Genomic DNA, 26,320 nt, shown 5'->3' with positions numbered 1-26,320 from the left:
TCAAGGTCACTCGATGATGTTGAAGTCACTCAGGTACTCATCGGAGATTTCCAGGCCCAGACCCGGTTTGTTGTCATCGAGCTGGATGTAGCCGTTGACCGGTTGCGGCTCGCCCTTGAACACGTAGTAAAAGAGTTCGTTGCCGACTTCGACGTCGAACACCGGGAAGTACTCGGCCATCGGCGAAGCCGTGGTGGACATGGTCAGGTGATAGTTGTGCATCTGCCCGGCGTGGGGAATCACCGGCACCGACCAGGCTTCGGCCATGGCGTTGATCTTGCGCGCTGCGGTGATGCCGCCGACGCGGTTGGTGTCGTACTGGATCACGTCGACAGCGCGGCGTTCCAGCAGGTCTTTGAAGCCGTACGACGTGAACTCATGCTCACCGCCGGAGATCGGCATGATCCCCATTTTTTTCAGCTCGATGTAACCCTCGATGTCGTCGGCAATCACCGGTTCTTCGAGCCAGCGCGGTTCGAACTCGGCGAGTTTGGGCAACATGCGACGGGCGTATTCCAGGGTCCAGCCCATGTAGCACTCGAGCATGATGTCGATATCCGGACCGGCCAGGTTACGCAGGGCGCGCACTTGCTCGATGTTCTTGCGCATGCCCGCCGGGCCGTCTTTCGGGCCGTAGCCGAAACGCATTTTCAGTGCGGTGAAACCCTGGTTCAGATAGCCTTGGGCTTCTTCGAGGAACAGGTCGAGGTTGTCGTTGGCGTAGAGCTTGGAAGCGTAGGTCCAGATCTTTTCCTTGGTCCGGCCACCGAGCAGTTTGAACACCGGCTTGTTGACCGCTTTGCCCATGATGTCCCAGAGGGCGATGTCGATCGCCGAGATCGCCGCCATGCCAATGCCTTTGCGGCCCCAGGCGTGGCTCTGACGGTACATCTTCTGCCAGATGTATTCGTTGTCGAACGGATCTTCGCCAATGGCGATCGGTGCCAGGTAGGTGTCGATGATTTCCTTGGCGACACGGGGTGCCAGGGCACAGTTACCGATACCGACAAGACCGGTGTCGGTCTCGACTTCCACCACCAGCCAGCCATGGAAGCGGAACGAACCCATGGCGTCGCCACGCTCGAACAGGATGTCACTGGCGTTAGTGCAGAAGTGCGCTTGAGGGGGAACGACTTTGCCTTTCCACTCGAAAACGCGGGTACGGATCGCTTTGATTTTCATGAATACAGTTCCTTCACTGTGAATTCAGTTGAATTGAGTCGTGTACAGGCTGTTCGCCCTGACGAAGTTGCGCTCTTTTGATGGTCCGACTTTAGCTGCGGTGTACCGGCCTGAATAATCACTTATGCTTATCCGGCGATAGCCTGTAGAAATACCTTTTTGATGAACTCCCAAATTCGGGTTATCGATAAGAAAAACTCTTGGCGTACGCTCCCTCTGCTCTTTCGAAAAAAGGGACGCACAGCGCCTTTTCAAATCAGAGCAATGAGATCGGATAGTTGAAGATCAAACGGTTCTCATCGAATTCGTTGTTGCTGAAGTCGCGACGCAAGCTGGTGTTGCGCCATGTCACCGACAGATTCTTGAAGGCGCCGCTTTGCACGACATAGGCCAGCTCGGCATCTCGTATGCTTTCCTGGCCGTCGGTGATAGCGCCGACGTGTACGTTGTCACCGCTGATATAACGGTTCATCAGGGTTAGACCGGGGATCCCGATAGCGGCGAAGTTGTAGTCATAGCGCACTTGCCAAGAGTGCTCCTGAGGATTGTCGAAGCTGGCGTTGAAGCTGTCGTTGCCTAGGCTGCCGCCGCTGGTGCCGTTGACGCGCATCCACTTGCCGTCGCCGGTGAGTTTTTGCAGGCCAACGTAGAACGTACTGCCGCCAATCTTGGCGGAGAACAGGCCCGAGTAGACCTTGTTGTCGATTTTCCCGGCCAGTTCGCTGCCGTCATCGTTGTCCTGGAAATAGCCGAGGTTGGCGCCCAAGGTCCAGTCTCCGATCGGCTGGCTATGCACCAGGTTGACGAACTGCTGGTTGTAGATGTTTTCTAGCTCGGCATGCCAAAGGCCGATCTGAGTGCGCTCCTGGTTGAAGCGATACTCCCCACCAGCGAAATTGAAACGATCCGACAGCGCTTTATCGACACCCATGTCTTCCATGCTCGCGTCGTTACGCTGGCTGGTGCCACGGAACTGGCCACCATAGAGGGTTAGGCCGGCGATCTCTTTGGAGGTGACCTGGGCCCCCTCAAAAGTCTGCGGTAATGAACGGCCGTCATCGGCTCTGAGGATCGGCAGCACCGGGCGCCATTCACCCACCTTCAGCTCGGTGTTCGACAATTTGACCTTGCCGGCAACAGCCAGGCGACCGTAATCATCGGCTGGACGGCCGTCGTCATGGATAGGCAGCAGGCCGGTACCACTTGTGCCTTTACCACCGTCGAGCTTGAACGCCCCCAGACCCAGCATATCCACACCGAAGCCGACTGTGCCCTGAGTGAAGCCGGAGCGTGCATCGAGGATGAAACTTTGGGTCCATTCGGCGGCCTTATTTTGCGGATAAGACGGATCGACGAAATTGCGATTCATGTAAAAGTTGCGTACTCCAAGAGTGACCTTGGCGTCTTCGACAAAACCATGTTCGTCGGCCAGCGTCGATGACGCGCAGATAGCCAGCGCTACGCCGAGGGCGACGCTCGTCAGGATTGGTTTCGGAAAGTCAGTCGCTACGGTTACGGAGTCAGCCATTATTGTTGTGCTCCCATCTTTTTTTGGACAAAGCCGTCCCCTTCGGGCTGGTGAGGCCCGATGACGTGATGCACCGAAGGGGTCAGGCAAGTTGATCGGCCAAAGTCGGCCGTTAATCACGCAGCCACTTGCATGGTGCGTAAAAGCGATCAGCCGCTCGGATGGCCCGACTCAATCGCCGGGCTATTACTCATGGCTCGATACTGGGTGGCCATCTTCACAGCGGACCATGGGGAAACGGTCCGAAACGCGCTCGTCGATAGCCCTCAGGGTCATCGGGGAAATGCTCTGGAATGGCAAATCCCGCCGGACGGAACGTCGGATTGGGGTATAGGCCGATCCGCTGGGGATTATGCCGACGCGGCAACTCACTGTTGATGTAAGCCGCGATGTCATAGGCCTCATCAATCTTCAGCTGTGGCGCAGAAGCGCTACTTCCAAAAGGCATGTTGGCGTAGATGAAGCGGGTAAGCAGCGGCACCATGTACATATGCCCACCATCGTCGTAAGTATCATCTCCGGCGATAGGCGGGAACAGATAGCCGCCACCTTTGGCAAAGTCCTGTGCTGGCATTCCCTCGCCCTTAACGCCGTGGCATTGGGTGCAATGCGCGGCGAACAGTCCTTGCCCCTGTTTAGGGTCGGCAGCGCGATCGGGCATGTTAATTGGCAACAGACCAGTGCCCGTCACGGCTATGCCCGGCTTACCTTGGCCACCCAACCAACGCAGGTAAGCAACGATGGCCTGCATTTCCGGCTTCTGTGGCGTCAGTTCGACTTCGCCTTTACCAAACATTCCGGCAATCCGCTGTTCCAGCGAAATGACCTTCATGCTTTTCGGATCTAGCTTGGGATATTCGTTGACGGCATTAACCAACGGCAGTGCGTAGGGTTTGCTGCCCGGCAATCCGGAAGGTCCTGCCTCATGACAGTTGGTGCAGTTGAGGTTGTTACGCGAATAACGCTTGCTGTGATCCTCCGCGAGCGGTCCGGCCAACTGAGTGGTTTGCTGCATCAACTTCATGCCATAGCGAATCAGCTCGCCCTCGGCCCCCTGTGGAATAGTCTCCATTTGCGGGACGGTCCAGGGTTGCACTGGACGCGATGCGAAGCTTTGGAACAATGCAGCCGCCTGCTTGCTGTCCGGCATGCTGCCAGGGATTAAGGCAGGAGGCTCCTCCGCCATGCAAGGCACGCCTATCAGGCTGCAGAGCAGCCCTGGCCAAAGGGCACAGATGAGAAATTTTCTGAACATTGCTGGTCCTCTTATTATTGTCGTTCGGCATGGACGCGGCGCATCAACTCTGGCATCCCCGCGTGTTCAGCGTGATGGCATAGAGCGAGGTGGATGCCGTGATAAACAGACGGTTACCTTCAGCTCCCCCGAAGGTGCAATTGGAGATTTTCTCCGGCACCAGGATCTTGCCCAGCAGACATCCGTCGGGGGCATAGACCTGGATGCTGTCCTGCGAGCTGACGTACAGCCAACCTTGCTGATCGATGCGAAATCCATCGGGCAATCCTGGTTCGATCACAGCAAAAAAACGGCCATTGACCAGACGCCGACCGTCGAGCACATCGAACACACGGATGTGATGGCAACCGTCTGCGGCATGGGACGCCGAGGTGTCCGAAACGTAGAGCAATGTCTCGTCAGGTGAGAACGCCAGGCCATTGGGTTTCTCGAAGTCATCGGCCACCCTGCTCAGCTCATTGCTCAGTGGATCGAAGCGATACACATGGCAACCGTCCTGCTCACTCTCCGCCCGGTAACCTTCACGATCACTCATGATTCCGTAGGCCGGGTCGCTGAACCAGATGCTGCCATCGGACTTGACCACCAGATCATTCGGGGAATTGAGCCGGGCGCCTTGATAGCGGTCGACCAGTACCTCCACCCGGCCGTCGCTCTCGGTGCGCGAAATGCAGCGACGGCCGTGCTCGCAAGTGACCAGCCGACCGTCACAGCCGCGGTAGTTACCGTTGCTGAAATGCGCCGGTTGACGGAACACGCCAAGGCCCTCATCGGCCGACCAGCGCAGCATGCGGTTGTTGGGAATATCGCTCCAGACCACGCAACTTTGCTCGCCGATCCACACCGGGCCCTCGCCCCACTCCGCCCCCGTACAAAGCTGCTCAAGGCGACTGTCCGGGTTCAAGATGCGCTGCAGCCTTGGGTCGAATATCTCGATGTTTTTCATGGCTCGGTCCTTAATGCTTCCAGATTTTGCTGTAAGCCGCGGCGTAGCCATTGTCCGGATCGAAGGTGTTGCGCTCCCCACCGTCGAACTCCACGTTCTGCGGTGTTACCAGGTGCACCGCGGTCACATAGCCGCTTGGCTGCTCGCCGGCGAAGGCCCGGTTCAGTTCGTCAATCAACTGCCAACCGTGCAGGTTGAGTGGCTCCGGCACTGTCGCTACCTGATAGCGAGACTTGCGGATGCGCTGGAATGCCGACTCGCTGCCGTCCCCGGCCGACAGGCTGAAAGGCGGCTGGTCGGGCTTGCGTCCCACCCGACTCAGAGATGGACCGATGAAGTCGAAATACAGGTCGTTGATGCCCAGCGCGTAGTTCCACTTGTCACCATGACGCTGCAGTAGCGAGGTGGTCAGTTGCGGCATGCGCGTCGAGGTTTCGGCTAATGGCGTGTCTTGCACCTCCAGCAACGAACAACCGGAGCATTGCTTGATCACTTCAGCCATGGCGTCCGATTTGGCGGTCGCGACGGTGTACAGCGAGTCGGTAAAGATCACCACGCCGGCCTTGCCGTCGGATTGCGCCACGGCGTAATAAGCCGCGATTTTGGCAACCTCGGTCGGGTCAGTGGTGACATTGACGAACAGTCCCTCCGCGGGCATTGCACCGGCCCCTGGCCCGGCGTGCCAGCCCACCATCGGAATGTTCGCCGCGCGAACCTTGCTGATGGCAGCAGCCTGTTCATGGGCATCGAAGCCGCCAAGAATGATGCCGTCGGGCTTCAGTGCGAGGGCCTGGTTCAATGCAGCCGTACGCCCGGAAATGCTGCCCTGGCCGTCCAGCACTCGGAGCTTCCAGCCAATGGCTCTGGCAGCATCCTGTACCCCCTCGCTGACCCCCAGTACGCCGCTGTTGCGCAAATCCGCGGCGACAAACAGCACTTGCTTGTCGGCCTGAGCCGCCGGACCGGTGATCGGCCCATTCCAGTGGTGCCAAGGCTGAGTTGCATCGGCGATCCGCTGCTTGGCTTGTTCGACGAAATCATCGGCAAACGCCGACATCATGACAGACAGGGCAAGCAATCCGGAGACCAGGGTGCGACTGAAAACAGGCAAAGTCATAGCGTTCTACTCCGAAAGAGTGGAAAAAATATTTGAGCTTTTGTTGGTCTGAAGCGCGCCAGTTCTGGCGCGCAGATCAATTCGCTGCGCTACGTGTATTGCGCACGCGCGTCCGTCGACGTCCGGAATAACCAGCGATACCGATCGCCAGCAACAAGGTGACGCCATTGAACAGTGGCTCGACGAAGAAGGCCCCGCCCAACTGCTGAATACCGGCAATCCCCACCGCCAGAACACCCACACCGATTAACGTGCCCCAGACATTGACCCGTCCCGGACGGATGGTGGTGGAACCCAGAAATGCACCGACCAGCGCCGGCAACAGAAACTCCAGACCTACGCTGGCTTGGCCGATTTGTAACTTGGAAGCCAGTAGCACGCCAGCCACCGCAGTCAGCAGGCCCGACCCCATGAAGGCACCGATCACATAACGGCGGCTGGGAATACCGTTCAACTCGGCCGCTCGCGGGTTAGCGCCGATGGCATAGAGAAACCGGCCAATGGGCAGAAACTCGGTCACCACCCACAACACCAGCGCCAGGCCCATGACGTAAAAGGCACAGACCGGCAAACCAAACAGCATGGCGCCATTGAGCTGGATGAAACCGTCGGGCAACTCGCCGAACACCTGCCGTCCACCGCTGTGCCACAGCGCCAAGGCATAGATCACCGTGCCGGTGCCGAGCGTGGCGATAAACGAGTCGATTTTTGCCATTTCCACCAGCAGACCATTCAGAAACCCGAACAGCAGGCCGGCGGCCAAGACCACCAGAACCGCCGCAGGCCAGGAAAAGCCGTAGCGGGTTTGCAGGCTGATCACCAGGATGTGCCAAAGCACAATTCCGTAGCCAACGGTCAAATCGATCTTGTTCGTCAGCATGGGGATCATCGCTGCCAAGGCGAGGATAGCGATGATCACCTTGTCGCTGAGGATCGAGTTAAGGTTAAGCAACGTCGGAAAGGTATCCGGCAGCAGCACGGAGAAAAACAGGATCAGCAACAGCATCAATACCGGCATACCGTAAACCGGCAATAGGCGCGAAAAATCCCGGGACAGAACGCTCGGATTTATCACCGGAGCGGTGTTATCAGTTTTCATGGCAATCCTTCTATTGTTATTGGTTTTTGCACAGGGCTGAGGCGCACGGCCAGATCAAGTCAGCCCACCCGTCAACGAACGTCAATGGCCTGCTGGTTCACTGGCGGAGGCATACTCAAGCAAACTGTTAACCGACAGCTGATCCTTGCCGAGGCTGGCAACTACTTTCGCGCGACTGAACACCAGTGCCCGGTGGGCGATGTTGGCCACCTCCTCGAAGTCGGTGGAAATCAGCAACACCGCCAGCCCCTGCTCCAACGCACACTGGATCAGCCGGTAAATCTCAGCCTTGGCGCCAACGTCGACCCCGGCCGTAGGCTCCTCGAGAATCAGCACGCGATCGGTGATCTTCAGCCAACGCGCCATTACCACCTTTTGCTGATTACCGCCGCTAAGGGTTTCCACTGGACACTCGGTATCGTTGGGACGCACACCAAATCGACGGACCAGCTCATCGGCTTGTTGCCGCTCGCCCTGCGGGGCGATCCAGCCAAAGAGTCCGAGTCCACTGGCTACCGGATTGAGGTAGAGATTCTCGCGCACCGACATCGGCATCGTGAGCGACTCTCCACAGCGGTCGCCAGCAACCAGACCGAGGCCTTGACGCATGGCCGCCTGAGGGGAGGTCGGACGCAGCAGCGCACCATCGAGCAGGACTTGGCCCGCCACCATGGGTTGCAGACCAAACAAGGCACGGCCGATGAGTTCCTGACCAGCACCACGCAAACCGGCCAGCGCGAGAATCTCGCCAGCATGCAGCTCAAAGGACAACCCGTCGACCGGACCGGTCTGCAAGTCCTGCACCTGTAGCACCAGCGGACCATTGCGCACCGGGGCGGCCAGATAAAGCTGCTCCGGCTCGCGGCCGACGATCTGTCGCACCAGGTCCTGCGGGTCGGTATCTGCGATAGCCTTGCGGCACACCAACTGACCGTCGCGCATGACCGCTACCTGATCGGCCACGCGAAAAATCTCGTCCAACCGGTGCGACACATAGATCATCCCCACACCCCGCTCGCGCAACCGCTTGAGCACCTCGAACAGACGCTCGGCATCGTCCGCCGGCAGGCTCGCGGTCGGCTCGTCGAGGATCAGTAATTCGGCGTCCATAGCCAGCGCCCGAGCGATGGCAATCAGGGATTTTTGCGTACGCTCCAGCTCTCCGACCGGCGTGTCTGGATCGATGCTGCCATCCACCAGCGCTAACGCCTCGCGAGCCTTGCGCCGCACCTGAGCCCAGTCGATCAAACCGAGGCGACGAGAAAAACCGCAACTGAACGCAATATTTTCTGCAGCGCTGAGCGAGTCGATCAGTCCAAGATCCTGGTGGATGAAAGCGATACCACAGCGATCGGCCTCGCTCTCGATCGGCCGCCCCTTGAACAGGATGCGACCTTCGTCCAGGCCATGTACGCCAGCGAGCATTTTGATCAGGGTAGATTTGCCCGCGCCATTCTCCCCAAGCAGGGCCAGCACACTGCCGGCCTCTACTTGCAGGCTGACCCGATTGACCGCAAGGGTTCGGCCAAAGCGTTTGCTGACATTCTCGTAATACAGGAGCGGCAATCCCGCAGACTGCAGTGACTCACTGAGCATTTTGTTGTTTTCCTTATTATGATTTTTGCATCCCGCTACAGCGTAATCCGGTAAAAACGCTGAGCGTTTCGCCAGAAGAAAGCCTCACGCTGCCCCGCGTCGTAACCCTCGAGCATCGCATCCATGGACCGCACCAACTCGTCATAACCGATACGTAAGCCGGCCACCGGAAAGTTGCTGGCAAACAGGCAACGTTCAATACCGAACAGCTCCAGGGTTTCGCGCACCACCACGCGGTTGCCTTCCAGCGTCCAGGGTTGATCGCGCAAACCCAGCTCGGACACTTTCACCCAGACATTCGGCTGCGCCGCCAATGCCCGCATGCCACTGCGCCAGCCTTCGAGACCGGCGGCGCTACGGTCCCAGGGAAAGCCCATGTGGTTGAGCACGATCGGCACCAGGGGAAACGCCGCGGCCACTTGCGCGGCCTCAGCCAGGTGCCAGTAAGGCACGCGCAAGTCCCAGCTCAACCCGTACTTGGCCAGTAGCGCGAAACCGCGCAACCAGGCCGGATCCTGCATGCTGCCCGGCTGGCCGCGCACACTGGCGGCCAGTTCGGGGCTGGCCGCAGTGATCGGCTTGCTGCGGATACCCCGCAGCAGCGGGTAGTTCAGATGACCATCGAGAATCTCTTCGCAGTTGTCATGGTGGAACCAGACATGCGCCACCACCGCATTGGGAAAGCCATAGCGCGCATGTTGCTCATGGACCCAACGGGTCTCCGCGACCTGGAAGCCCCGATCATGCTCGGCCTCACAGTGCACGGTAGCCAGTACCCGGTGTCCGGCGCTGTCGGCGAGATAGTCCGGCGCCAGGTAATTACGCCGTAGCGCACTGTAATCACCCAGAAAGAACGCCGGGTCCGCGGGTTCCTGTAGCCAGGGGTACCTATGGCTATCCAGATCCCATAAGTGGTGGTGGGCGTCGATCAGGGTGATGGGAGCGTTGCCTTCCACCTCCAGGCCCAGACGTTCGTGCAGGCTGCGTGGCATTTCATTGTCCCCTGGGAGCACAGTCTGGTCTGGCAGACCGCGATGAAGGATTCGTCACGGCGGTCATGTTGTTTTCGTATTCAACGCTCAGCGAACGATGACCTGCGACACATCCGGCTCGAGCAGGGTTTCGAAGTAGCGCTCGAAGGTCCAGTTGTCCAGATTGAGCATGCCGACTCGCTGATCCTTGAGTGTGACGAATGCCAGATTGCGGGTCGGATGCAGGCTCATGGCGATAGCCGCACTGTCCAGTTCGATACGGTGAATTTCCTGCAAATCAGCGTTGAATACCGAGATCGACTGTTCACCGTAGTTGGTCACAAAGAGGCGATTCTGGCGATCACGGTAGATGCGCGTCGGGTCGGCGCCAGTTCGACCGCGATGCACGACCTGCAGGGTCTCCACATCGATGGCGACGATGCTGTTGTCGCCACGGGTGGTCACGTAAAGCGTGCGCTCGTCCTGGCTGAAGCAGTTGCCTTCGGGCTGGCTGCCGGGCTGCAGCGGCAGCGGTGCGATAGTCGGGTCCTGAGGCTTAAGGCGGGTCACGGTGTTGCTCAACAGATTGAGCGCAAAGCCCGTTTCACCGTCACGGGTCAGTGCCATCAGGTGACTCTTGTAGCCGCCTGAAGGGATTGCCCGGTCAGGGACATTGCGCAGTTGCGGCTGATCGAAAATCAGCAGGGTCGAGTGCCCTTCGCTGAGCACGTAGAGACGATCCTGTTGGTCCATCGCCAAACCGTGCGGACGAAAGTACGGCCAGATGTCCAGGGTGCGCACGTGCTCACCCTTCTCCAGATCGATGACAAACACCGAGCAGCCACCCTCGCCTTTGTGGCTGGAAGTTTCGATGCCGTAATGACCGACATAGGCAAAGCGGTTCTGCGAATCGACGACGAACTCGTGGGGGAAGTCCGGCAAGCGAATATGCTTGATGGCTTCGCCGCTGGCGACATCGTAGAAGCTGAAGGTGTGGGCGCACTTCTGCACCAGCAAAAGAATTTCCTGACTCATGGTTTGACTCCTCATTCGTTATGCGCAGATAGTTGGCTTAAGCTTTTTCGCATTTGGCTGGCAGGATCCACGCTAGCAATGCAGCCAGTGCCACTGATATCGCCAGGCTGTAGACACCGACACTCTGGTCATACTGGGAGATCAGGACGCCGACAAAATAAGGCCCGCAGAAACCGCCTAGGTTACCCAGGGCATTGATCACACCGCGCGCACCGCCGGCCACTTCGGCACTGAACAACTTCGCTGGAATGGTCCAGAAGACGCCGGCTGCCGATTGCAGAAAGACCCCACAGCCGACCAGTGCTGCGAAGGACCACCACATGTGCTCCCGCAGAGTGACGGAGAGAAACAGGCACAGTGCGAAGCAGGCCAGCGGCACGACGATGAACACTTTGCGCTTGCCGCTACGGTCAGACAGGTTGGAGAACAGCAGCATGCCGAACATGGCTCCGATGTACGGCAGGGTGGCCAACATGCCAACCATGCCCATACCGCTGTGAGTCAACTCTTTCAGGATGGTCGGCAACCACAAGGTGTACCCGTAAATGCCCGCCTGATAGAAGAAGTTCAGCGCGATCAGATGCCACATGGTTCTGTCGCCCAGTATGGTTTTTAACGAAACGCTCTCAACCTGTTTGCCCTGGATAGCACGCTGCTCTTCGCGCAACGTCGTGATCAGATAGTCCCGCTCTTCCTTGGAGATCCATTTCGCCTCTTGCGGACGGTCGCTCACCGTCAGCATCCACAACACCATCACCACTGCCGACAGCAGCCCTTCGATGATGAACAGCATGCGCCAGTCCAAAGCGGAAATAATCCAGCCCGACAAGGGTGCGGTGATGATCCCGGCCAACGGAACGAACATGATCACGATGGCATTGGCACGACCACGTTCCTTGTCCGGGAACCAATTGCTGATCATTGTCAGCACCACCGGTAGCATGCCGCCTTCGGCCACCCCCAGGGCAAAGCGCAGGAAGAGCAGTTGGTAGTGGTTGGTGACCAGACCACTCAATACCGAGATGACGGCCCAGGCCAACAACGACCAGCCAATGAACTTCTTGCCGCTGCCATGCACTGCCAGCTTTCCACCGGGCACCTGCAGAAAGAGATAACCGATAAAGAAAATGCCACCGGCCAATCCCATCATGCTGGCAGTGATACCTAGCTCCGTCGCCATGCCGCCGGGCATGGCAAAGGCAATGTTGATCCTGTCCATGTAGGAAATGATGCAAGTGATCAGTATTGGCGGGATAACCCTCAACCAACGTGTATTAGGGATAGCCGGACTGTCTGCGGCGGCGAGCGTGCTGGTGTTCATCATCGGGTACCTTTTATTGTTTTAGCGGAGCACTGGAGCGGTACGCGGCGCTTTCGGCTTAACGCCGGCCGCTGCCCATCCGGCAGGCGATCTCGAAAGCCTGGCGGATGGCTCCGACATTGGCCTTGCCCTGCCCGGCGATATCGAAGGCGGTTCCATGTGCCGGTGTGGTGATGGGAATCGGTAATCCACCCTGCACGGTCACCCCGCGGGAGAACCCCATCAACTTGATCGCGATCTGCCCTTGGTCGTGGTACATGGTCACCACCGCATCGAAAGCTTTGGCATCGCCCTGAACCTTGAGAAAAATGGTGTCGGCCGGATAAGGGCCATCGGCGTCGATCCCCTGCTCCCGCGCGGTCTTCACCGCTGGGCCAATGATGTCGAGCTCTTCACGGCCGAAACTGCCGTTGTCACCGTTGTGCGGGTTGAGCCCACAGACACCGATCCGTGGCTTGGCGAGACCGTTGCGCTTGAGCGCCGTGTCGATCAGCTCGATGGCTTCCACGACCCTGGCTTGACTGAGCAATCCCGGCACCTCGGCAAGTGCCACATGAGACGTCACTCGCGATGTCCAGAGGTTGTCGAGGACATTGAACTCGCAAAACGGCCCGTGGAAATCTAGGTACTCGGCGAACCAGTGCAGCTCGTCGCTATGGGTCATGCCCGCCATGTGCAACGAGGTCTTGTTCAACGGGCCAAACAGCAGTGCGTCAGTGGTCCCCTGCTGAGTCAGGCGCAGACCTGTTTCCAGAGTGTCCAGACAGTACTGACCGCCAATGGCACTAGCCTCGGAACGCGGGAACTCGCCCTGCGCTGCGCCGCGATATTGATAGAACAGAGGGGTGTCATCACTGAAATCCAGGGACTCCAGTGAATCGATGGTGCGATAGGGAAAGGTGCAACCGGCGATGTCCATGCCAAGGCACATCTGCGCCTCGTCGGCGATCAACAGCAGATGGGCTTTGGAGCGCACATCCGATTCGGCGAGCAAGCGGGCGATCAGTTCCGGACCGATTCCAGCCGGATCACCCAAAACAAGGGCGATCTTCGGTTTGTACGATTGAAGGTTTTCTGACAGCTCGCGCTGAACAGTACTTGAATGGGCCATGTCGCAAACCTCAGCCTTTATTTTTATAGTTAAGGCAATGAAGGCATAACTGCTTTCCCGCCTCCCGGTAGGACGAACTATCGGAGAACAGGCGATAACCGTCTAATCAAAGCTTCTGATAGGGTGATCACCTCAGGGTATAAGCGAAAAGCTAACGACCTAGCTCTAGTCCGAGCAGGGTCGCTTGTATCCATGAAAGATCCCATCTCAAGCATCCGCTTGCCTATAATTCAAGCTGACATAACCGTGGGCTATCACCATATTTATTTTTTTGACTAGACGCTCGATACATAGCCCCACACACTCATCCTGCCGCAAGACGCGGTGATACCTTGCAAGTTGCACTAGGGTTCGTTGCCGCCATCCACGTTTGATGATGGAAAAATGGCTGCCTGAACAGCAACCACTGGCAGCGCCGGAGATCTCTTTCAGGCTTGCCGCCACCCCATTGCCGAGCCGAACCCATGACCCGAATTCCCGATGCCAGCGTGATACACAGCCGCTTGCGCCTGCGCCAATTGCGGCTGATGCTCGCTTTGGAGGAGTTTGGCTCTCTACGCCGCGCCGCCGAAAATATCGGAATGACCCAACCCGCAGCGACCAAAATGTTGCATGAGGCCGAGGGAGTACTCGGTATCGAACTGTTCGAGCGTTTATCTCGTGGCATGCGCCCCACACCGTTCGGAGAAACTGTTACCTACTACGCTCGTATGGTTTTCGCCGAACTCAGTGGCATGCGTGAAGAGTTGGTTGCGCTGGAATCTGGCAATCTTGGCCGGGTCACCGTCGGGGCCATTCCAGCCCTGGCCTCGGGCTTACTGACACGGACTATTGCAACCTTAAAGAAAAGTCATCCACGACTGTCGATGAGCATTCAGGTCGACACCAGTGACGTACTGGTGAATGCGTTGCTTCAGGATCAACTGGATTTGGTACTAGGAAGGATTCCACCCGGAGCGCGGTCCGAAGAGTTGCTCTTCGACAGCCTTGGCGAAGAGCAACTATGTGTCATCGCCGGAGCGCAGAATCCCTTGGCCCAAGCCACGCAATTGACCTGGGGAGAACTACAGAACATGACTTGGGTTCTGCAACAACAACCCAGCCCGATGCGCACAATCATCAACCAGGTATTTCACAACGCACGGGTCGATGTCCCCAGCAGCATCGTCGAAACCACATCAATCATGACCCTGCTTTCGCTGATCCAACACACCGACATGCTCGGCGTTACACCACTCTCGGTGGTCGAGGACTACCCTGGACGTCACCTACTGGCCATTCTGCCGATTAGCTTCGAACCGCGCTTGCCGCCGTTCGGTCTGATCACTCGTCGTCATCGGATAATGTCATCAGCCATGCAAGCCTTCATCAGCACCGTGAAAGCTGAACACCAGCTGAAAATATCCACAAGCGTATCAGACACATAAATAAGCTGGTTTGGGTGGAGGCCGCGATGCCATACAGAAACAGTACAACCTCCGAGCCCTCTCGCAACACCGCCAAAGCTGCCACGACAGCCATCGCCGTGAGAGAGGATTCCCCCATCTGATACTGCATCTCCGATTACTCGCACCCGGACGGCCAGTTCGCGGCCGTGAACGACCATCCACAGGTTATGCCAACCCAGCATGATGACCGTTATGATCAGAATGACTCCATTAAGCACTTCCTGGCCGAAACCGGAGAGCGCATGGGTAATAGTTTCGGCAAACAAGGCGAGTAAGCCAGCACCGATGAGACCGGCTAGGATGCCAGCAGCGTGAACTCGTTTCTGCGGCAAATGCCTTGAGTGGCCGCCAGTAAGATACCCAAGATGATACCGGCCTCGAACACTTCTCGGAAACGATCAGCAGACTAGCGAGCATCATCGTGCACCTTGCCAGGCTTTACGGTGACAGTGCCAATTACACGGTTCGGTGAGTGTTCAGGTAGCTTAATATGTCGGCGGTTTGGTCAGACGTAGGACATATTCGAACAAGTCCCTACGTGTGCTGAAGTAGGTCTTTACCAAGTTCGCAACAACTCGTCCCTTCACCATAGATTCGCTACTATGTTTGCCCGCGTACCTTGTCTGCGGATTTCTTCATTCTGGAGCCCGAATGCCTAATCAAAAGGACATCGCCGCCGAAAGCGGCGCACCGATGATTCCTGAACAGCGCCGTGAATTGATGCTGCGGCAGTTGCGCAAGCATCAGGTGCTGAGCGTTCATCAATTGATGGACATGTTCGACTGTTCGCACATGACCATACGCCGCGATATCGCGTTGCTGGAGCAGGAAGGACGTGTTTACTCGGTAACGGGTGGGGTACGAATCGCCAGCCAGCTGCACAGTGAGCCCAGCCATCAGCTCAAGGCGGTGGTGGAGTTGCCGCAGAAGCAGGCCATGGCCAAGCTCGCCGCCCGGCTACTGCATGCTGATATGACGATTTACCTGGATGCGGGAACCAGCACGCTGGAGATCGTCCCCCACATCAAGGCACTGTCCGGCATGACCGTGGTGACCAACGATTTCGGGATTGTCCAGGCGCTGATCGATGCGCCCCATGTCACGGTGATTCATACCGGCGGGCAATTGGATCACTCCAATCAATCGTGCGTGGGCGGTCTGGCGGTGGCCACCTTGCGTCAGGTCGTCACCGATATCGCCTTCATCTCCACCAGCTCCTGAGATTTGCGTCGCGGCCTCACCACGCCTTCGGCCCTGAAGGTGGAGGTCAAGCAAGTCGCGATGCAGTCGGCCTCGCAAGTAGTACTGGTGGCCAGCAGTTCGAAGTACGGCACGTTCAGCATGTACCGGATCGCCGGGCTCGAACAGTTCGACATCATCCTCAGCGACGACGCGCTGACCCCCGCCGCGGTCGATAGCATCCGTAAGCAGGGTGTCGAGCTGTTGCTTCCGTCTGACAGTTCTCCGGCCTGAAACGCATCCTGTCTGCCACGGAACTAGCTCAAAGGGGCCATGTAGTCTCGTATGCCTTATAATGCTTGCATGCATATTGGCAGCCATGCAGAGGCGCAAAGCCCAGTATCGGCCAAATGTCCATGACGGCGCCAACGTCGCCAGTTTATGAATAGCACGCGATTCCAATGGGGGAGGACAGCAGGTGTACAGCCATGCAATCTCTCGACAGAGCATTACTCAGCGATATCCTTCCTGCGGAAGTGTTCCGGAATATGTCCGCTTTCGGAGCCCTCTCGGACTATTTCGTGGAGCAAGTACTGGCGGGCGGTGAGTTGATCAGATTAGCGGAAGGCGAGATGCTCTATCGCCAGGGAGAAAGTGCAGGTTGCTTCTATGTCGTTCTAAAGGGGCATGTGAAGATCTATCAGGACACCCAAGCCGGTTGCAAAATCATCCGAACGACAAATGAGGGGGAAAGCGTCGGGTTTCCCGCAATGCTGGCGATGCGGCCAAGACTCTTTAATGGCGCAGCGACCGGCGAATGCATAGCGCTTAAAATTTCCTGTCAGTTTCTATACAGCCTTCATGAACTGGATAGCCTGCAGTACGAAATATTTTTTATGAACCTTTCTCGTGATATGAGTCGCTTCATGAGTGATTGCGCGCGCCACTCATCCACATAACAAGAGATTGTTGTTTGAGACAGTTGCCACCATCGCGCGCAGGCCAAAAAGCTCGTTGAAGATCACTGCAGTGTTGACGCCAATGCCGAATTGCCCCACGTGCTGACGCTCAACTAACCCACCTTAAAATCGGCTCAAACCCACCAAAGGTAGTGGTTCGCGAGGAATCGGACCGGGTCAGTGATATCTCGGCAACTGGGTCAGTTCGGCGTCGGCGCCAACAGCATTCGGATTCAAATTTCACGTAGCAGCGTGTAAAAAGGCGCTGTCATCGATCAGTCTTCGGGCAGTTTGAGAAAACCGACTCTTTCAACAGCATCGGCCATTGGCACTCATTCCATGCAACTCAACCCATCAGTACGGTGGCAAACGCTTCGGTGTCGTACTTTCCTGCCACCGTGCACACCTCCGGCAGTACCAGCCAAGGCTATTTGCGTCTGATCTAGGCACGCACCACTTGCATCCCGGGTGCCGCCGTGGTCTCGTTGAACTGCCGGGTACCACACACGCAGTAGGCATACTACGTCGACGTCTGCCAGTCGTGCTCGTGCACATGAGTGCAGGGCTCGCCATTCACGCGCACCGCCTCTGCCGCGTACAACAGTGCAGGCCGAACGCGCTACCGCTCCAGCGCTGGCAATTGAGGCGATGACAGGCATACAGTGTTGCCACTGACCGGCCGGCGAATACCTGGATCAATCTCAAGCAACTCCACAAGCAACGGATCACCCAGGCGCAGCCCGCCTCGCGCAGCCAGAGGCTGCCGTGCTGATAATGTCTAGGACAGTGAAGACCAATAAGAACTTTGACGGCGGCGCGGCGCCCCCCCGTCTGCAATCTAAGGTTCAGAGCTTCAGATTGAGGGACACGTAAGCGGTTCGTCCCGGTGCTGGCGAAAACATAGGCTGGTTGTCGCCGCCCCAGAAGAAGTTGTCGTACCAGACGTACTCGTACTCTCTGTTGGTCAGGTTCTTCAGTTGTAGATCCAAGCTTGTGGTTTCGGAAAGGGTGTAGCGCACGTTGGCGTCCAGCACTGCATAACCACCGTACTTGCCTTGTTGGTTCAGAGAGTCGATGTAGTAGTCGCCCTGAGCCCTGGCCTGGAGGCCGAAGCGCCAGTCCTGATTGAATTGGTAATCGGTACCAAGGTTGCTGATATAGCGCGGCGTGGAGAACACTTCCTTGCCCGCCAGAGACTCGCCATCGGAGGTGTACGCGCTGACCACCTTGGCTTCCTGTATAGCGTGGGATCCCCAGAGGCTCCATCGTTCGGTGATGTTCGAAGTAAATTGGAGGTCAATACCGCGTCGCCTGGTTTCCCCCAAGCCTACGGTGGTACCGGTGCTCGGCATGTTTGCCACTTCGTCAGTGGCATCCTGCTGCCAGACTGCGATGCGCGCTTCGGTGCCACTAACCGGGGTAAACTTGATGCCCACTTCCTTGCCGGTGTTGATGGACGGATCGAAGCTCTTCTGCCCGGCCGCTATGTAGGCCGGCCCGCTGGAACCCGTGAGTATCTGGAAGGTTCGACCCCAGTTGGCGTAGAGGTTGATGTTCGGGGTCAGGCTGTAAACCACGCTCAGCTTGGGCTGCTGAATCCAGCCGTATTCTTGCAGGTCGGCGTCAACGCCATCCGGCAAGTTGGTTTCACCATAGAACCGATCCACCCGAAAGGCCGGGATGATCTTTAGCGAATCGATGGGCTCAATCACTGCCTGTATGTAGGCGCCGAAGTTGTCGAGGGTGTAGGCGTCGTCGTTCTGGATCCGCGCCGGGGTGACGTCGAAGTCGGTGGGCACGCTATAGTTGTAGCGGTAGCGGCGGTATTCGTTGTCCTGGTGCTCGAAGTTGATACCGCCATCCAGGGTAAGCCCACCGGTGGCGGCCCAGACAACATTGCTCAGCATCCCGGTCTGCCGTTCATCCCATTGGCGACGCTGGCGCGGGGCATTGCCAGCTGGGTAGCTGGTGAAGGTCATTTTCCGGTCGTCTTCGTAGCTGTTGTAGTAGAGCTTATTACTCAGGCTCAGGTCGTCGCGCATCTGCCAATCGAGATGTACCGCCACCTGCTTCATGTCACGGTCGTCGCCGTCGTTGGCGTTCTTTGGAGCCGAATCGGTGCGGCTGGCATCTAATTCCGCTTTGGTCATAAAACCTGACTCCTCAGCCTCGTGGTGATAGAGGCGGGTTACTAGACCGAGCTTAAGCAGGCCCTCGTCATCGGCATAGAACCACTTTCCGCTCAGGGAGTACTTGTCGGACTCATCATGGTCGCGAAAGCCATCGGAGTCCTGCTTGGCGAGAAAGTAGTTCTGCGCGAAGTTCCCCGACTCGCGGCCCACCGCCAGTTGCAACTCGCGAGTGTTGAAACTGCCGTAGGTCAGACGGCTGTCGGTGTAATTGCCGCCCTGGCGGGTGACAAAGTTGATATTGCCGGCGATGTTGTGCAGGCCGTAGCGTGGGTCGTTAGTGCCGCGCACCACCTCGATATAGTCGATATCGAGGGGGAACACCATGTCGATGAAGCGCTGGTTGCCGCTGTTGACGTTACTCGGAACCCCGTCGATCAGCGTCTTGATGCCGTTAATGTAGCCCTCGCCATTGAAGGCACGAAAGGTGACCTTGCCGGATTCGGCGCCCTGACGGGTTTCCGTCAGTTGGATGCCAGGCATCTGGCCCAGTAGCTCCCAGCTGTTCATCACGCTCTTGTCTTCGATTTTATCGGCGCCGAGTACATCCACCGAGGTCAACACGCTGCTGCCAGTCTCTAGCGGCTGGCCGGCGTTGCCATCCACATGAATCTCGCCGAGGGTAATGGTAGATTCTGCGGATTGCGCGGCGAGGCTATCCCCGCTGGCTAGGGCGGCGAGCACGGCAAGGGGAGCCAGATTGTTCTTCATGCATGTTCCTTGTAGTGATTGTCCCAGGTACCAGACACAGCGCTTCGCCGTCAGCTTTCGCGCGCCGACTGGCAGGCGGGGCGTACAGGGCTCGAAGGATGGGGGCATCAGGAAAGTGTGCTTGCGTGTTGGCTGCCTATCCAGTTGTGGGGCGCCTACGGCTGACTGACAGCTCGGCAAAGTCGTGCAAATAATGCCACCCCATAAACAATGTTATATCATATCAATTAACAAGATAAACACGTTACCAATGGCGCCGAAAAAGGTGACAAGGCCGTGTGGAAGCCGCGCCAGGAGCAAGGCAGCGACGTGCCGGTCAAACACGTGACCGAAGGCTTTAACGCCATGTAGGCGCGGGGCCTGTGCATGAACTGTAGCGCCGAAGACTACAAGCCCGTTATCGCCTGGATGTCGAAGTAAGTATCGCTCCAGCCGAACGATCCTGCCTGTTGGAAGCGCCTGAGTTTTCCAGGATCGACTATTTTCAGAGATCACGGTGAAGACAACTCACTGTCCGACAGCTCAATGAACAAAAAAGCTCCTCCCGGTAAATGATCGGGCGAAACTTCATGCTCGACATGGCTTTTTTGTAGTTTATGAAGCGTTCATGGTTTTGTGGGTGTCGATCAGGTGCTGAACCACACTCGGATCAGCCAGGGTGGAGATATCGCCCAACCCCTCATATTCAGCGGTAGCAATCTTGCGCAGAATCCGGCGCATGATCTTGCCCGAACGGGTCTTCGGCAGCCCCGGCGCCCACTGGATGACATCCGGCGAAGCAATCGGACCGATCTCCTTGCGCACCCAGTTTTTCAGTTCCAGGCGTAGCTGCTCGTTCGGCTCTTCACCGTTTTTAAGAGTGACATAGACATAAATGCCCTGCCCCTTGATGTCGTGCGGCACACCGACCACAGCGGCTTCGGCGACTTTCGGGTGAGCGACCATCGCGCTTTCGATCTCGGCAGTGCCCATGCGGTGGCCGGACACGTTGAGCACGTCGTCCACGCGACCGGTGATCCAGTAGTAACCATCGGCATCGCGACGGGCGCCGTCACCGGTGAAGTACATGCCACGGAAAGTCTTGAAGTAGGTATCAACGAAGCGGTCATGGTCGCCAAACAGCGTACGCGCCTGGCCGGGCCACGAATCGAGAATCACCAGGTTGCCCTCGGTCTCGCCTTCGACGATGTTGCCCAGGTTGTCCACCAGTGCCGGCACCACGCCGAAGAACGGACGCGCCGCAGAGCCTGGCTTGAGCGCGTGAGCGCCTGGCAGCGGACTCATCATGTTGCCGCCGGTTTCGGTCTGCCACCAGGTGTCGACGATCGGGCAACGGGACTTGCCGACATTCTTGTAGTACCAGTCCCAGGCTTCCGGGTTGATCGGCTCGCCCACCGAACCCAACAGGCGCAGACTGCTACCGTCGGCACCTTCAACAGCCGCAGTACCCGAGGCCATCATGGCGCGGATCGCGGTCGGCGCGGTGTAGAGGATGTTGACCTTGTGCTTGTCGACGATCTTCGCTACCCGGGTGATGTCCGGGTAGTTCGGCACGCCTTCGAACAGCAGCGTGGTCGCGCCGTTGGCCAGCGGGCCGTAGACGATATAACTGTGGCCGGTGACCCAGCCGACGTCGGCGGTGCACCAGTAGATTTCACCCGGGCGGTAGTCGAACACGCGCTCGTGAGTCATGGCCGCGTACAGCAAGTAGCCGCCAGTGGTGTGCTGCACGCCCTTCGGCTTGCCGGTGGAGCCGGAGGTATAAAGGATGAACAGCGCTTCTTCAGCACCCATCTCTTTCGGCGCGCAAACGGTGCCGGCCACTTTCATCAGGTCCTCGAACCAGATGTCGCGATGCTGGTTCCACTTGATGTCGCCGCCGGTGCGCTTGCACACGATGACTTTCTGGATGCTGCTGGTTTCCGGGTTGGTCAGCGCGTCGTCGACGTTGGCCTTGAGCGGGATCTTCTTGCCGGCACGAATGCCTTCGTCGGCAGTGATCACCACTTTGGATTTGCAGTCGATGATGCGACCAGCCAGGGCTTCCGGCGAGAAACCGCCGAACACCACCGAGTGAATCGCGCCGATCCGGGTACAGGCCAGCATGGCGACCACGGCTTCGGGGATCATCGGCATATAGATAGTCACCACGTCGCCGCGGTGCACGTCCTGACCACGCAGGGCGTTGGCGAACTTGCACACTTGCTCGTGCAGTTCGCGGTAAGTGATGTTGCGGCTTTCGGCAGGGTCATCGCCCTCCCAGATGATCGCGACCTGATCGCCGCGCTCGGCCAGATGCCGGTCGAGGCAGTTGTAGGAAACGTTCAGGGTGCCGTCGGCGAACCATTTGATGTCGACATGGTGATCGTCGAAAGAAGTCTGCTTCACCGTGGTGAAAGGCTTGATCCAGTCGAGGCGCTTGGCTTGCTCGCGCCAGAAGCCATCCGGGTTGACGACGGACTGCTGGTACATCGCCTTGTAGGTCGCCTCGTCAGTCAGCGTGTTGGCCGCAACCTCGGGACGAACGGGATACAGAGAAGCCGCACTCATCTTTTTTACCTCGGTGGAATAATTCTTATTAAGTATTTGTACTGATTAAACGTGCTCGGCTCGCAAGCGCTACAGCCGACGTCTCAAGCCCGTCCGTGAAGGTATTGTGCTTCTTAACGACAAGTCATATCTGGAAGCGGCTGAGCAATATGGAATTGGACTTCGTACTACTTCTTACTTCGTCTGATCTATTGGACATAGGTGGAATAAGTGATGCAATAGCCTACGCAGCAGGCCCACCGGCGATTTGACTCTCGCTCATGGTCGCTGAGCGTGATCTCAGTTATTACCGTGACCGAGTCCGTGATCTTGGCAAGATTGAGATGAGCTCTAATACCTGGAAATATAGCCGGCCGATTCAAGCCGTTTGACCCGCTGCAAACAAGCTCGGAGTTTCTTCAACTTTACTGTTCATGGCATGTCCTCTAGAGAATCTGGCAACCGGGAAACGGCTGCGATTTTTTCCACAGATTAAGCTTTCGACGCAATTGTCTAAGCCGAACTTGGCCCCTAAGAAATTCGGATCGACTGTTTTCACCCCTGAAAACAGCAGAATCCGTCAGCTTTAGTCATCCCCATGTAATCTGCCGACATGCCCAAAATTAAACGTAACGTAACTCTCATCCAACGTTGATGAGCATGGATGGAAATCGGCTTTAGTTATACGACTCGGTTAAATTACCGTAAACTTAACCGTTACGTGAAGATCTGCCAGGCGTTGTTGAGCGTCGGAGCTTCCAGCTCGGAAATCGACAAGTGCGTATAGACCTGAAGATAGAGAAAGCAAACAACAGACCAAACTTTTGAGAATGGTAAAATTCGCCAAGCCGTTGATGAAGCAACCATGCAGACGTTATACCGATAGATAAATTACTGAGCCCAGCGTTTCGTCTTCCAGAGAAGTACGAAGACACAACACGCAGTACTTCTTTGAGAGAAATATCTGCACTAATCATGGTGCGGACTGCCAAGAAAAGTCAGAGAGGTGAATAGGCCACGTTCGCTGATATCTTTGTCATTCTCGACCGGCACATGGACTTCGGCAGCGATGATGTTGAGGCCTTCGTTACGCACCACTATTTCTGCGCGACCTTCGGCATTTGTCTCGGCGCTGACCTCATGCGGCGCGCTACGGTAGTCCCCTATGAGCTTGACGCCCGCTGCGGGTTTGCCGTCCAGCAGTACGCGCACCGGCAGTGGTTTACCAGGACCGACGTTAAGCGGGTCGTTTTGCGGCACAATGACTAACTTCATGTTCTCCAGCGCCGGGAGTCTGGCCCCCTCCTGATAGATGGCCAAGGTGTATTTATAGGTATGAAGCGAATGCACGGAGTTCGGAACTTGCGAGCGTCCGGAATTCACCCATTTCTTATCGGGTGTTTGTGACCAGGCGCCATTATCCAGAGCCACGGCCAAGATTGCCGGGGGCTTGATCGGTTGCAGGCGCGCGTGATCATTGAGGCGCTGTACTGTTACCGGAACCTGTTTGCCGGTTGCGTCATAGGCCCAGGCACCGCTGATTTTTTCCGCTTTGAACGCATCATCTTCCGCGCCATCACCATAGATAACTTCGATGTTGCCGCGACGCTGTTCAGTCCACAAACCATGCGCTTGAACTTGTCCAATAAACAAGGCAGCACTTAGGATTGCCAGGAGGGAGGGCTTGTGAATAGTCATGAAATATTACCGTGCATTTAGAGGTTATTGGTTAGGCTAAAGCTGATGTTGCGCCGATCGCCGGCATGACCCAGGTACTGTTGCAGAAGCATTCGTAATACTTGCTGTCCAAAGGCCTCTCGCGCGTCTCGGGAAAATTCTTCCTACAAGGTGTATGAAATTCCCACCTGCACGGTTCTCGGCGCCCCTGGATAGGCATAGACGTTGCCGAAAGCCCCTTCCTCATAGTCGTCGTCAGTCAGGTTCTTCACATCCAGATTCAGCCTGATCCGGTCGTTGAGCTTGTAGTAGCTCAGCAGGTCGACAACCGTGTAACTGCCCATTGAAAACGCCGTGTTGGCCGTCTGCCCGGCGCGCTCATCGACGTACTTGAGCCCTGTACCGAGACCCAGCCCCTTGAGTGCACCATCCTGGAACTCGTAGACATTGAGCAGGCTGAAGCTGTTTTGTGGAATATTCATCAGTCGGGTGCCGGACTGGATGACGTTGTCCTTGGTCACTTCTGCATCGACGTAGGCGTAACCACCGATCATGCGCCACTCAGGCGTGAGGTTGCCGGCCACATTCAGATCAAAGCCACGGCTGCGCACCTCGCCGGCTGCCACGCTGAAGGTCGAATCCACAGGGTCGGTGGTGAGCACGTTGCGCTTTTCGATCTGGTAGATCGCCGCCTCGACACTCAACTGACTGTCCAGTGCTTCCCACTTGATACCCAGCTCATAGGATTTACCCTTTTCCGGGTCAAAACCACCGCCCTGGCGACTGGCGCCGGTATTGGGCTTGAACGAGCGCGCCGTATTGGCATAGACCGCCACGGTGTCGGTGAGGTCATAGGTCACCCCCACGCGCGGGGTCACGGCATTGTCGCTGGCCTGCCAGCTTCTGCCGCCGGGCACGAAGGTCTGGTAGTCATGCTCGAAGCGCTCGAAACGGGCCCCGGCCAATACTTTCAAGCGTTCGGTCAAGGCCACCTGATCCTGGACGAATGCCGCGTAGGTTTTGAGGTTTTCCTGGTCGTTGGTCGGGGTGCGGGTCAGGGCTGGACGAGGCTGGCCATACACCGGATTGAAGATATCGATCGGGTAGGCACTCACCGCGCCGCTGGAGCGCTGGATGATCGACCGGTAGTCGTAATCCTCGTACTCCACGCCGGTCAGCAAGGTGTGGTCGAAACCGCCTGCGCTGAAATGCCCGGTGAGGTTGAGTTGAGTGTCCTTGTCCGTCCACTCCAGTTTGCGGTAGTTGAAGTTGCGGCCCAGGGTGCGCCCGTCTGCGGCCACACCGTTGGCTTCGACCGCATTGCCCTGCAGGGTGCCATTGAGCCATTGGAATCCGCCGCCCAAAGCCCAGTTATCGCTCAGCAGGTGCTCGAAACGCAGCTGCGCCATGTTGTTGTCGTTGTGCAGTTTGCCAACGTCTTTTTCGCCGAAGAAGGTGTCACGGGATGCCGTGCCGATCTGGTTGGGGTAGCGCGTCAGGCCGCGATCCAGTGGGTGATTGTTGCGCATGAAATCGCCTTCGAAAATCACCTTGGTGTCGTCGTTGACCTGCCAGGCAAGCACCGGCGTCACGCCGTACCGCTCGGTTTCGACATGATCGCGGAAGGTGTCGCCGCCCTCACCCACTACGTTCAGGCGATAGGCCAGGCGCCCTTCTTCGTCGAGCGGGCCGGAAGCATCCAGCGTGCCACGCTGCATGCCCTGGTCATCGAGCTGGCTTCCCAGGGTCACAGTGGGCTCGGCCAGGGGTTGTTTGGAGATGACGTTGAAGGTGCCACCCGGATCGCCGCGGCCGTACAACATGGTCGCGGGGCCGCGCAGGACTTCCAGGCGCTCAATAGTGTTGGCATCCGGCATGTTCGGATAGCCACGGTTGATCGGAAAGCCGTTGCGATAAAACTCGCCGGTAGTGAAGCCACGCACGGTGAAGGTGGTTAGCCCCTGGCCGCCGAAATTGTTGGCCCTTCCCACCCCGCCCGCGTAATCAAGGGCGTCCTGCAAGCGCGTGGCACTGATGTCCTCGACGACATCTTTGGGTACCACCGTGATGGACTGAGGCGTTTCGTGGATCGAAGTGTCAGTACGCGTGGCGCTGGCCGAACGGGTCGCGCGATAACCCTGGACCGGCCCTTGGGCCTGCTCTTCGAATGCGCCATTGATGTCGATCGCTTGTAACTCTATCAATGCAGGATCAGTCGTTGATTGTTCAGCCCAACTGGTCTGGGAGATAGCTTGGATCACACATAGAGAAACGAGAGTTCGACGCATGGACATGCAACCTTTGAGAGATTACCGGATACATCAAGAGCCGGCAGGAATTGCACTTAATAATATCAATTCCCATTCTCATTTAATAGCTGTTACTTTCAACAATTGTGCTAAATGCGCAGTCAATTGCCCCCATTGCCTCTCGTTGGCAATCGAGTTTAAGCAGCCAGTGAAATCAA

18 protein-coding genes and 3 pseudogenes are annotated in these 26,320 nt (G+C 57.4%); 4 read left to right on the top strand and 17 right to left on the bottom strand.

Annotated features, from left to right (window positions below):
* Positions 1–6: 6 nt before the first annotated feature.
* The 11 genes from KGA98_RS14200 to KGA98_RS14150 form a co-directional block, all read right to left on the bottom strand.
* Complete coding sequence (locus KGA98_RS14200) at positions 7–1,182, bottom strand: L-rhamnonate dehydratase (protein WP_095944653.1); 1,176 nt, start codon at positions 1,180–1,182, stop codon at positions 7–9.
* A gap of 256 nt (positions 1,183–1,438) precedes the next feature.
* On the bottom strand, positions 1,439–2,710 hold the full coding sequence (locus tag KGA98_RS14195) for an OprD family porin (protein ID WP_154862916.1): 1,272 nt from the start codon (positions 2,708–2,710) through the stop codon (positions 1,439–1,441).
* A 217-nt stretch (positions 2,711–2,927) separates the two neighbouring features.
* Entirely contained in the window at positions 2,928–3,965 is a 1,038-nt protein-coding gene (locus tag KGA98_RS14190; RefSeq protein ID WP_095944651.1) for a c-type cytochrome, read from the bottom strand.
* A gap of 43 nt (positions 3,966–4,008) precedes the next feature.
* A complete protein-coding gene (locus KGA98_RS14185; RefSeq protein ID WP_154862918.1) occupies positions 4,009–4,911 on the bottom strand; it encodes an SMP-30/gluconolactonase/LRE family protein in 903 nt (300 codons plus the stop codon).
* A 10-nt stretch (positions 4,912–4,921) separates the two neighbouring features.
* Entirely contained in the window at positions 4,922–6,028 is a 1,107-nt protein-coding gene (locus KGA98_RS14180) for a substrate-binding domain-containing protein (RefSeq protein WP_151214508.1), read from the bottom strand.
* A gap of 76 nt (positions 6,029–6,104) precedes the next feature.
* Positions 6,105–7,127, bottom strand: coding sequence for an ABC transporter permease (locus KGA98_RS14175; RefSeq protein WP_154862920.1), 1,023 nt, complete (start codon positions 7,125–7,127; stop codon positions 6,105–6,107).
* Between the two features lie 81 nt (positions 7,128–7,208).
* The gene (locus tag KGA98_RS14170) at positions 7,209–8,723 is read right to left on the bottom strand and encodes a sugar ABC transporter ATP-binding protein (protein WP_154862921.1); all 1,515 of its coding nucleotides are present in this window, start codon (positions 8,721–8,723) and stop codon (positions 7,209–7,211) included.
* A 35-nt stretch (positions 8,724–8,758) separates the two neighbouring features.
* Complete coding sequence (locus KGA98_RS14165) at positions 8,759–9,715, bottom strand: amidohydrolase family protein (protein WP_154947424.1); 957 nt, start codon at positions 9,713–9,715, stop codon at positions 8,759–8,761.
* 87 nt (positions 9,716–9,802) lie between these two features.
* Positions 9,803–10,729, bottom strand: a complete 927-nt coding sequence (locus tag KGA98_RS14160) for a YncE family protein (protein ID WP_154862923.1) — start codon at positions 10,727–10,729, stop codon at positions 9,803–9,805.
* 37 nt (positions 10,730–10,766) lie between these two features.
* Positions 10,767–12,050, bottom strand: coding sequence for an MFS transporter (locus KGA98_RS14155; RefSeq protein WP_154862925.1), 1,284 nt, complete (start codon positions 12,048–12,050; stop codon positions 10,767–10,769).
* A 58-nt stretch (positions 12,051–12,108) separates the two neighbouring features.
* On the bottom strand, positions 12,109–13,161 hold the full coding sequence (locus tag KGA98_RS14150) for a 4-hydroxythreonine-4-phosphate dehydrogenase PdxA (protein ID WP_154862926.1): 1,053 nt from the start codon (positions 13,159–13,161) through the stop codon (positions 12,109–12,111).
* A gap of 464 nt (positions 13,162–13,625) precedes the next feature.
* Between KGA98_RS14150 and KGA98_RS14145 the strand changes: the two genes are divergently transcribed.
* Positions 13,626–14,588, top strand: a complete 963-nt coding sequence (locus tag KGA98_RS14145) for a LysR family transcriptional regulator (protein WP_154862928.1) — start codon at positions 13,626–13,628, stop codon at positions 14,586–14,588.
* On the opposite strand, the gene KGA98_RS14140 is transcribed toward KGA98_RS14145, so the two are convergent.
* On the bottom strand, positions 14,530–14,682 hold the full coding sequence (locus KGA98_RS14140; RefSeq protein WP_223502636.1) for a hypothetical protein: 153 nt from the start codon (positions 14,680–14,682) through the stop codon (positions 14,530–14,532). The two genes, KGA98_RS14145 and KGA98_RS14140, sit on opposite strands and share 59 nt — an antisense overlap.
* A gap of 578 nt (positions 14,683–15,260) precedes the next feature.
* On the opposite strand from KGA98_RS14140, the pseudogene KGA98_RS14135 reads away from it, so the two are divergent.
* A pseudogene (locus KGA98_RS14135) lies at positions 15,261–16,082 on the top strand (DeoR/GlpR family DNA-binding transcription regulator).
* 194 nt (positions 16,083–16,276) lie between these two features.
* Positions 16,277–16,747, top strand: coding sequence for a cyclic nucleotide-binding domain-containing protein (locus KGA98_RS14130; protein WP_191622223.1), 471 nt, complete (start codon positions 16,277–16,279; stop codon positions 16,745–16,747).
* 845 nt (positions 16,748–17,592) lie between these two features.
* On the opposite strand, the gene KGA98_RS14125 is transcribed toward KGA98_RS14130, so the two are convergent.
* The gene (locus tag KGA98_RS14125; RefSeq protein ID WP_154862931.1) at positions 17,593–19,647 is read right to left on the bottom strand and encodes a TonB-dependent receptor; all 2,055 of its coding nucleotides are present in this window, start codon (positions 19,645–19,647) and stop codon (positions 17,593–17,595) included.
* 261 nt (positions 19,648–19,908) lie between these two features.
* On the opposite strand from KGA98_RS14125, the pseudogene KGA98_RS14120 reads away from it, so the two are divergent.
* Positions 19,909–20,067, top strand: a pseudogene (locus KGA98_RS14120) (c-type cytochrome); the annotation flags it as partial.
* Positions 20,068–20,241: 174 nt separating this feature from the next.
* On the opposite strand, the gene acs reads toward KGA98_RS14120, so the two are convergent.
* The 4 genes and pseudogenes from acs to KGA98_RS14100 all read right to left on the bottom strand — a co-directional run bounded on the left by acs (position 20,242) and on the right by KGA98_RS14100 (position 26,141).
* Positions 20,242–22,197, bottom strand: a complete 1,956-nt coding sequence (gene acs / locus KGA98_RS14115) for an acetate--CoA ligase (protein WP_223502594.1) — start codon at positions 22,195–22,197, stop codon at positions 20,242–20,244.
* A 251-nt stretch (positions 22,198–22,448) separates the two neighbouring features.
* Positions 22,449–22,581, bottom strand: a pseudogene (locus KGA98_RS14110) (Lrp/AsnC family transcriptional regulator); the annotation flags it as partial.
* 564 nt (positions 22,582–23,145) lie between these two features.
* The gene (locus KGA98_RS14105; RefSeq protein WP_154862934.1) at positions 23,146–23,874 is read right to left on the bottom strand and encodes a DUF4198 domain-containing protein; all 729 of its coding nucleotides are present in this window, start codon (positions 23,872–23,874) and stop codon (positions 23,146–23,148) included.
* A gap of 143 nt (positions 23,875–24,017) precedes the next feature.
* Positions 24,018–26,141 (bottom strand): TonB-dependent siderophore receptor, encoded by a 2,124-nt coding sequence (locus tag KGA98_RS14100; protein ID WP_154862936.1) that lies wholly within the window; start codon positions 26,139–26,141, stop codon positions 24,018–24,020.
* Between the last annotated feature and the right edge of the window lie 179 nt (positions 26,142–26,320).

The sequence above is a fragment of the Pseudomonas sp. BF-R-24 genome, from assembly GCF_019947335.1.
Taxonomy (GTDB): domain Bacteria; phylum Pseudomonadota; class Gammaproteobacteria; order Pseudomonadales; family Pseudomonadaceae; genus Aquipseudomonas; species Aquipseudomonas jessenii.
The sequence above is the reverse complement of the archived record's forward strand: the minus strand, read 5'-3'. Positions and strand labels throughout refer to the sequence as shown.

Excerpts from the sequence above, each read along its gene's own strand:
- KGA98_RS14190 (WP_095944651.1), bottom strand. The coding sequence starts at position 3,965 with ATGTTCAGAAAATTTCTCATCTGTGCCCTTTGGCCAGGGCTGCTCTGC.
- acs (WP_223502594.1), bottom strand. The coding sequence starts at position 22,197 with ATGAGTGCGGCTTCTCTGTATCCCGTTCGTCCCGAGGTTGCGGCCAAC.
- KGA98_RS14150 (WP_154862926.1), bottom strand. The coding sequence starts at position 13,161 with ATGGCCCATTCAAGTACTGTTCAGCGCGAGCTGTCAGAAAACCTTCAA.
- KGA98_RS14200 (WP_095944653.1), bottom strand. The coding sequence starts at position 1,182 with ATGAAAATCAAAGCGATCCGTACCCGCGTTTTCGAGTGGAAAGGCAAA.
- KGA98_RS14185 (WP_154862918.1), bottom strand. The coding sequence starts at position 4,911 with ATGAAAAACATCGAGATATTCGACCCAAGGCTGCAGCGCATCTTGAAC.
- KGA98_RS14125 (WP_154862931.1), bottom strand. The coding sequence starts at position 19,647 with ATGAAGAACAATCTGGCTCCCCTTGCCGTGCTCGCCGCCCTAGCCAGC.
- KGA98_RS14170 (WP_154862921.1), bottom strand. The coding sequence starts at position 8,723 with ATGCTCAGTGAGTCACTGCAGTCTGCGGGATTGCCGCTCCTGTATTAC.
- KGA98_RS14145 (WP_154862928.1), top strand. The coding sequence starts at position 13,626 with ATGACCCGAATTCCCGATGCCAGCGTGATACACAGCCGCTTGCGCCTG.
- KGA98_RS14175 (WP_154862920.1), bottom strand. The coding sequence starts at position 7,127 with ATGAAAACTGATAACACCGCTCCGGTGATAAATCCGAGCGTTCTGTCC.
- KGA98_RS14100 (WP_154862936.1), bottom strand. The coding sequence starts at position 26,141 with ATGCGTCGAACTCTCGTTTCTCTATGTGTGATCCAAGCTATCTCCCAG.
- KGA98_RS14140 (WP_223502636.1), bottom strand. The coding sequence starts at position 14,682 with ATGGCTGTCGTGGCAGCTTTGGCGGTGTTGCGAGAGGGCTCGGAGGTT.
- KGA98_RS14180 (WP_151214508.1), bottom strand. The coding sequence starts at position 6,028 with ATGACTTTGCCTGTTTTCAGTCGCACCCTGGTCTCCGGATTGCTTGCC.
- KGA98_RS14165 (WP_154947424.1), bottom strand. The coding sequence starts at position 9,715 with ATGCCACGCAGCCTGCACGAACGTCTGGGCCTGGAGGTGGAAGGCAAC.
- KGA98_RS14155 (WP_154862925.1), bottom strand. The coding sequence starts at position 12,050 with ATGAACACCAGCACGCTCGCCGCCGCAGACAGTCCGGCTATCCCTAAT.
- KGA98_RS14130 (WP_191622223.1), top strand. The coding sequence starts at position 16,277 with ATGCAATCTCTCGACAGAGCATTACTCAGCGATATCCTTCCTGCGGAA.
- KGA98_RS14105 (WP_154862934.1), bottom strand. The coding sequence starts at position 23,874 with ATGACTATTCACAAGCCCTCCCTCCTGGCAATCCTAAGTGCTGCCTTG.
- KGA98_RS14195 (WP_154862916.1), bottom strand. The coding sequence starts at position 2,710 with ATGGCTGACTCCGTAACCGTAGCGACTGACTTTCCGAAACCAATCCTG.
- KGA98_RS14160 (WP_154862923.1), bottom strand. The coding sequence starts at position 10,729 with ATGAGTCAGGAAATTCTTTTGCTGGTGCAGAAGTGCGCCCACACCTTC.